3 protein-coding genes are annotated in these 5375 nt (G+C 60.2%); all 3 read left to right on the top strand.

The window, feature by feature from the left end; all coding sequences use genetic code 11:
• Positions 1-30 precede the first annotated feature (30 nt).
• Positions 31-3708: a DUF4082 domain-containing protein gene (locus AC0L3K_RS38990; RefSeq protein WP_473368057.1), complete on the top strand. Its 3678-nt coding sequence runs from the start codon at positions 31-33 to the stop codon at positions 3706-3708.
• 15 nt (positions 3709-3723) lie between these two features.
• The gene (locus AC0L3K_RS38985; protein ID WP_473368056.1) at positions 3724-4956 is read left to right on the top strand and encodes a hypothetical protein; all 1233 of its coding nucleotides are present in this window, start codon (positions 3724-3726) and stop codon (positions 4954-4956) included.
• A 102-nt stretch (positions 4957-5058) separates the two neighbouring features.
• Positions 5059-5375, top strand: a 317-nt coding sequence (locus tag AC0L3K_RS38980; protein ID WP_473368055.1) for a transposase, incomplete at its 3' end; no start/stop codon positions are given.

The raw sequence follows: 5375 nt of genomic DNA, 5'->3' as shown, positions 1-5375 counted from the left end.
GACAGCAGCCTGGTCGGCAAGCGGATCCGGGTGAATACCACCTACACCGACCAGCTCGGCACCAGCGAGAACGTGACCAGCGCGGCCACCGCGACGGTTGCAGCTGCGAGTGCCACCACCACTCTGTTCACCACTCAGTCGCCGTCCATCACCAATGCCACCGACGGGATAGGGGCTGATTATGAGCTGGGTATGCGCTTCACCAGCGACGCTTCCGGCGTGATCCAGGCGATCCGGTACTACAAGGCCTCGAACGAGACCGGCACCCATATCGGCCACATCTGGTCGGCAACGGGCCAGGAGCTGGCGACGGTCACGTTCACCAACGAAGGCGCATCGGGCTGGCAACAGCAGGCGCTCGCCACGCCGCTCACCATCGCGGCCGGTACGACCTACGTGGTCTCGGTCAATATCAACAGTTACTACGTCTCCACCCCTCAGGGTTTCGCCTCGGGCATCAGCAATGGTGGCCTGAACGCCCCGGCGGGTGCCGGCGTCTACGACTTGACAAAAGGCATTTTCCCGACCGCCGTCTATCAGAACGCAAACTACTTCCGCGACGTCGTATTCGCCGCGGGCTCGTCAAATCCCAGCAATCACCCCGGCGCGGTGGGCGTCAGCGGGACGCCAACGCAGAACCAGATTTTGACCGCGACGGTGAGCGATACGGACGGAGTGCCGGGTACCATCTCCTATCAGTGGCAACAGAGCGCGAACGGCAGCACGTGGACCAACATCAGTGGCGCGACGGCGCGCACGCTGACCCTCGGGCAGGCCCAGGTTGGCAGCTTCATACGCGCCACCGCCAGCTACACGGACCTGCTGGGCAGCAGCGAGGCGCCAGTGAGCACCGCGACCGCCACGGCCGTGGCCAACGTCAACGACGTCGGCGCCGTCACAATCAACGGCACGGCGAGCCAGAACCAGACGCTGACGGCCAGCGTCACGGATCCTGATGGCGTGCCAGCGAGCATCACCTATCACTGGCAGAGCAGCCCGGACGGCACCACCTGGACGAATCTCGCCGCCACGACCTCGAGCCTCACTCTCGACAGCAGCCTGGTCGGCAAGCGGATCCGGGTGAATACCACCTACACCGACCAGCTCGGCACCAGCGAGAACGTGACGAGCGCGGCCACCGCGACGGTTGCAGCTGCGAGTTCGGGTACCACGCTGTTCACCACCCAGGCACCCGATCTGACCAACAACACCGATGGACCAGGAGCGGATTACGAGCTGGGTATGCGCTTCACCAGCGACACGTCCGGCGTGATCCAGGCGATCCGGTACTACAAGGCCTCGAACGAGACCGGCACCCATGTGGGCCACATCTGGTCGGCCACCGGCCAGGAGCTGGCGAGGGTCACCTTCACCAACGAAGGCGCATCGGGCTGGCAGCAGCAGGCGCTCGCCACCCCGCTCACCATCGCGGCCGGCACGACTTACGTGGTCTCGGTCAACATCAACAGCTACTATGTCTCCACCACCCAAGGCTTCGCGTCCGGCATCAGCAATGGTGGCCTGAACGCTCCCGTCGGCGCCGGCGCCTACGACCCCACTGGCGGCGTCTTCCCGACCAACGTCTATCAGAACGCAAACTACTTCCGCGACGTCGTATTCGCCCAATCCAACGTCATCGCGCTACTTAACAGTTCCACAATCTATGTCAGTGAAGCGGCGGGCACGGCCACCATCACTGTTGTACGCTCTGGCGACCTCCAGTCTCAAACGACCGTGGAGTACACGACGAACGAAATCGGCACCGGAGGCACGGCTACGGCGGGACTGGACTACACCCAGCCCACGTTCAATGGTCGGTCGAACACCGGTCAGATCGTCTTCGGACCCGGGGAGAGCACCAAGAGCTTCACCATCCCAATTGTGAACGATCAGCTCACCGAGGGTACCGAGACGTTCGCTGTCGGGCTTCAGAATCCCGGTTCCGGCTCCCTTGGAGCCCCGCGCACTGTGCTCGTCTCCATCATCGACGACGACTCACCCGCCTCCATAGCAATGGCGGACGCCGCCGTGAGCGTTGCCGAGAGCACAGCGACAGCGACAATCACGCTGCTGCGCAGCGGCAGCGCCAATCAAGCAGCTACGGTCGGCTTCACAACAAGTAACGGCAGCGCGGTCTCGGGATTGGACTACACGATCTCGTCCGGCACGGTGACCTTCGCCGCTGGCCAGGTGACCCAGACCATCACGGTCCCGATCATCAATGATGCGACACCGGAGAGCGACGAGACCTTCACGGTCACCTTGAGCAACCCGACGGGCGCCACTCTCGGCGCACAGGCGACGACGACAGTGAAGATCCTGGATAATGACAACCCCGACCTCGGCAATTTGGTGGGCCAGACGGCCGTGACGGGGCTGAACGAACCAACAGCGATCGAATGGACTCCCGACGGCCGCTATATGCTCGTCGCGCAGAAGGACGGTGTGGTGCGCGTGGTGGACAACGGCACCCTGCGATCTACGCCGCTCATCAACCTGTCGAGCGAGGTAAATGACGTCAGCGATCGCGGACTGCTGGGCATCGCGGTGAACCCAAATTTCTTCGCAGGCAGCCCCTATGTCTACCTGCTCTACACCTACGATCCGCCCGAGACGGCGGGCCAGACGGGCCTCGCGGGACCCGATCAGGCCGGAAACCGACCTTCTCGTCTGGTGAGGGTGACTGTCGACCCTACCACCATGATCGCCGATCCGGCGAGCGAGTTCGTGCTGGTCGGCAAGAACAGCACTTGGGCGTATACGAGCCGTCCGGACTTGGACAGCAACGGCGATCCCAGCATTCCTCCATCAGGTATCGTCAACGGCACCACCATAACGGCCCCCGCCAGCCAGATAGAGACCGGAGCGCAGGACAACGATCCGAACTCGGCAGGGATTCAGAATCAGAACATCCGCGATTATCTGGCGTCGGACGGCGACTCGCATACCATCGGTGCCGTTCATTTTGGCCCTGACGGCTATCTCTACCTCACCGTCGGCGACGGCACGTCATATAATTTCGCGGACCCTCGCGCAGTGCGGGTCCAAGACATCCACAATCTCTCCGGCAAGCTGTTGCGGATCAATCCGACCACAGGTGAGGGAGCAGCCGGCAATCCATTTTATCAAGCTAGCGATCCAAACAGCAATCAGTCGAAAGTCTTCTACTACGGCGTCCGCAACGCTTATCGCTTCAGCTTCGATCCGGTCACCAATCTGCCCGTGCTCGGAGATGTAGGTTGGGACAGCTGGGAAGAGATCAATACTGGCCCGGCCGGGTCGAATTTCGGATGGCCCTATCTCGAGGGCCCAGACAGGACCGCCAGCTACCAAACACTCCCCCAGGCGATCAGCTTCTACAACAATGGCAACCGCAACAATACGTCGGACCCGCCTGCCGTATTTCCCATCCTAACTCAGAGCCACGGTGCTCCGGACGGTGCCCACGTGATAACCGCGGGAGATTTCTACAATCAGAACACCATGTTCTTCGACGATGTCTACAATGGAACGATCTTCGCTGCGACCTTGAACGCAAGCCGGCAGGTTGCCAGCGTCCAGCTGGTGGACAACAACGCACCAGGCATCGTCGACCTGCAGAAGGGCCCCGACGGGTGGCTCTACGGGGCCGATATATTTGATGGTACGATCCGACGTTGGGTGGACCCCTCAGCCGCCTCCGCTCTGGGGCTCGCGGTGGGGTCCTGACGGGCGCCGGCCATAGTGAGCGTCGAACTGCGACTGTTCGGGGACGCGATCGTTCTTCCCGCGTGGAATGGCATGGATATCGATGTCCGGGAAGCTGACCCTGATGCGGCCAATGGTGGTTTTTCTAAACTCAATTGTGAGCCCTGCGATTTTCTATCGAATTCCAGTTGGCGAAAAGCTGCAGAAGATCGAGGCCGTTTAGGGGGACTGATGAGAGTCGCAGAAATATTGACGTCTATCGCGTCGATCTCTTTGAGTTTGGGGATCGGAGCAATGTCGCCGACCGCCGCCGCTCAAGAGCAGAAATCATTTAGATTTTCAACTTCATCCATACCGCCCAGGTTTAACCTTGGCGATCGCGTCGAGGCCTCGCGGCAGGTGAGGGTTCGAGCCAGTGGTTCACTCGGTGGCCCCCTACTTGGCACTCAACCTGCCGGGGTTTACGATAAACTCGTCGCTGGTCGGGCAAGCGCAAACGGCTATATCCCATGGCGCATCGCTCACGATAACGGCGTAGATGGTCCTCGCGGTAACGACAATTCCAATCCTCCCCCAGCTAGCTCGTCGCCGGCTCCCGCAGCAGCCCCCGCTCCTACTCCTGCACCGGCTCCGTCATCGATGCCTTCGAGTGGACCGCCGCTTTCCTTTAACGATCCGCGCTTTACCAGTGCTATCTCCCACAGCCGTTTGGATGATGGCGTACCGGATGGTGGATCACTCACAGATCGAAGCTATATCTATTACGAAGTCGGCGACAACACGGTTGGCTGCTGGGGCAGCTGCACCTTAACAAGACTCCGAATCCAATCGCGCGAATGTATCCGAGCGATTAAAGGCAATATCGTAATTGCCGATTCTTATCTTGAGGCTACAGGACAAGGCGATGACCATGCCGATGTGATTCAGGCCTATGGTCCCGGCAATCACGGAACGATCACTCTGCGCAATACTTCCATTGTCGCGCACAACACCTCCGCAACCGCCGGGATATTTGTCGCCGACAGTTGGAAGCCCGATTTGATTGATCTGGAAAACGTCATGTTCCAGGGGGGCCCGTTTGGTCTGCGTCTTCACGCCGATGGTTACATGAACGCACACTTGCGAATGAAGAATGTGTGCTTTGTCGGACCGTTCCCCTTGCGCAAGTTTTTCATCACCGACTTTATCATCGATGAGTGGACGAACGTGAATGACTGCGTCATTCAAAATGGTCAACTTGTTATTGTAAAATCAATTCGGCGCCCCTGACCGCTCTTTGAGAGAACGCAAGATTTCCCGAGGACTCCGTGACCTGCCCCTGCGTATTTCCTCCAGATGGAGTTAGAGTCCGGCCCGAAGAAGGACGGACAGATGAAGCGAGCAAGGTTCACGGAAGAACAGATTATCGCAGTGTTGAAGGAGCATGAGGCTGGGGCAAAGACGGCCGACCTGGCTCGCAAGCGCGGGGTCTCGGAAGCAACGATCTACAATTGGAAGGCCAAATTCGGCGGCATGGACGTTTCAGAGGCGAAGCGGCTGAGGGCGCTGGAGGACGAGAACGCGAAGCTGAAGAAGCTTCTAGCCGAGCAGATGCTCGACGCCGCCGCCCTTCGTGCGGATTCCGACGAAGTCGCCCAGGCGTACCGATATGAAGTCGCCCGTGGATTCCGAGACGATGTCGCCCACCT

It is taken from the genome of Bradyrhizobium sp. MI1.10 (assembly GCF_055811035.1).
This window is presented reverse-complemented; position numbering and strand designations above follow the sequence as displayed.